Genomic DNA, 596 nt, shown 5'->3' with positions numbered 1-596 from the left:
GGCCCGACCGGGTGGCGCGGGTACGGGCGGGGGCTCCGGGGCGCGGGCGACCGGCGCAGCAGCGGCGCGCAGGGGCGCCCGGTGCGGCGGCCGTGGCAGCGCAGCCGCTGGCCGAGCGGGAGCAGGAGCACCAGCAGGGCGGTGGCCTTGGCGGTCTCCTCGATCACCGGGGTGGCGATCCCGGCGCCGAGCAGCTCCCCGAACGGGCCCCGGTACCGGGCCAGGTAGTTCGCCGTCCAGTTGTTGGCCAGGATGGCGACGGTGGTGGCCGCGCAGGCGCCCCAGCCGAGGCAGAACACGGTGTGCCGCAGCGGCACCCGGGCGGTGAGGTTGAGCCAGGCCAGGCCGCCGAGCACGAACGGCAGCGGCACCATCGCCAGGCCCAGGCCGACCAGCAGCCCGACGGTGCCGGTCTGCCGCTGGACGAGGTGCAGGATCAGCACCCCGCAGCCGATCAGGGTCAGTACGGCGGTCGCGGTGACCGAGGAGAGCGCCACCGAGCGGCTGCGGCCCGGCGGGGCTCCGGGGGTGGCGGGGGCGGCGGGCGTCCGGGTCGCGGCGGGGGTGACGGCCGGGGGCCGGGCCGCTACCGGGAC

1 protein-coding gene is annotated in these 596 nt (G+C 78.7%); it reads right to left on the bottom strand.

Annotated features, from left to right (window positions below; genetic code table 11):
- The coding region (locus AE652_RS42710) for a PrsW family glutamic-type intramembrane protease (RefSeq protein ID WP_234348745.1) at positions 1-497 on the bottom strand (497 nt) is incomplete at its 3' end.
- Positions 498-596 lie beyond the last annotated feature (99 nt).

The sequence above is a fragment of the Kitasatospora sp. MY 5-36 genome, assembly GCF_001182915.1.
GTDB lineage: Bacteria > Actinomycetota > Actinomycetes > Streptomycetales > Streptomycetaceae > Kitasatospora.
The sequence above is the reverse complement of the archived record's forward strand: the minus strand, read 5'-3'. Positions and strand labels throughout refer to the sequence as shown.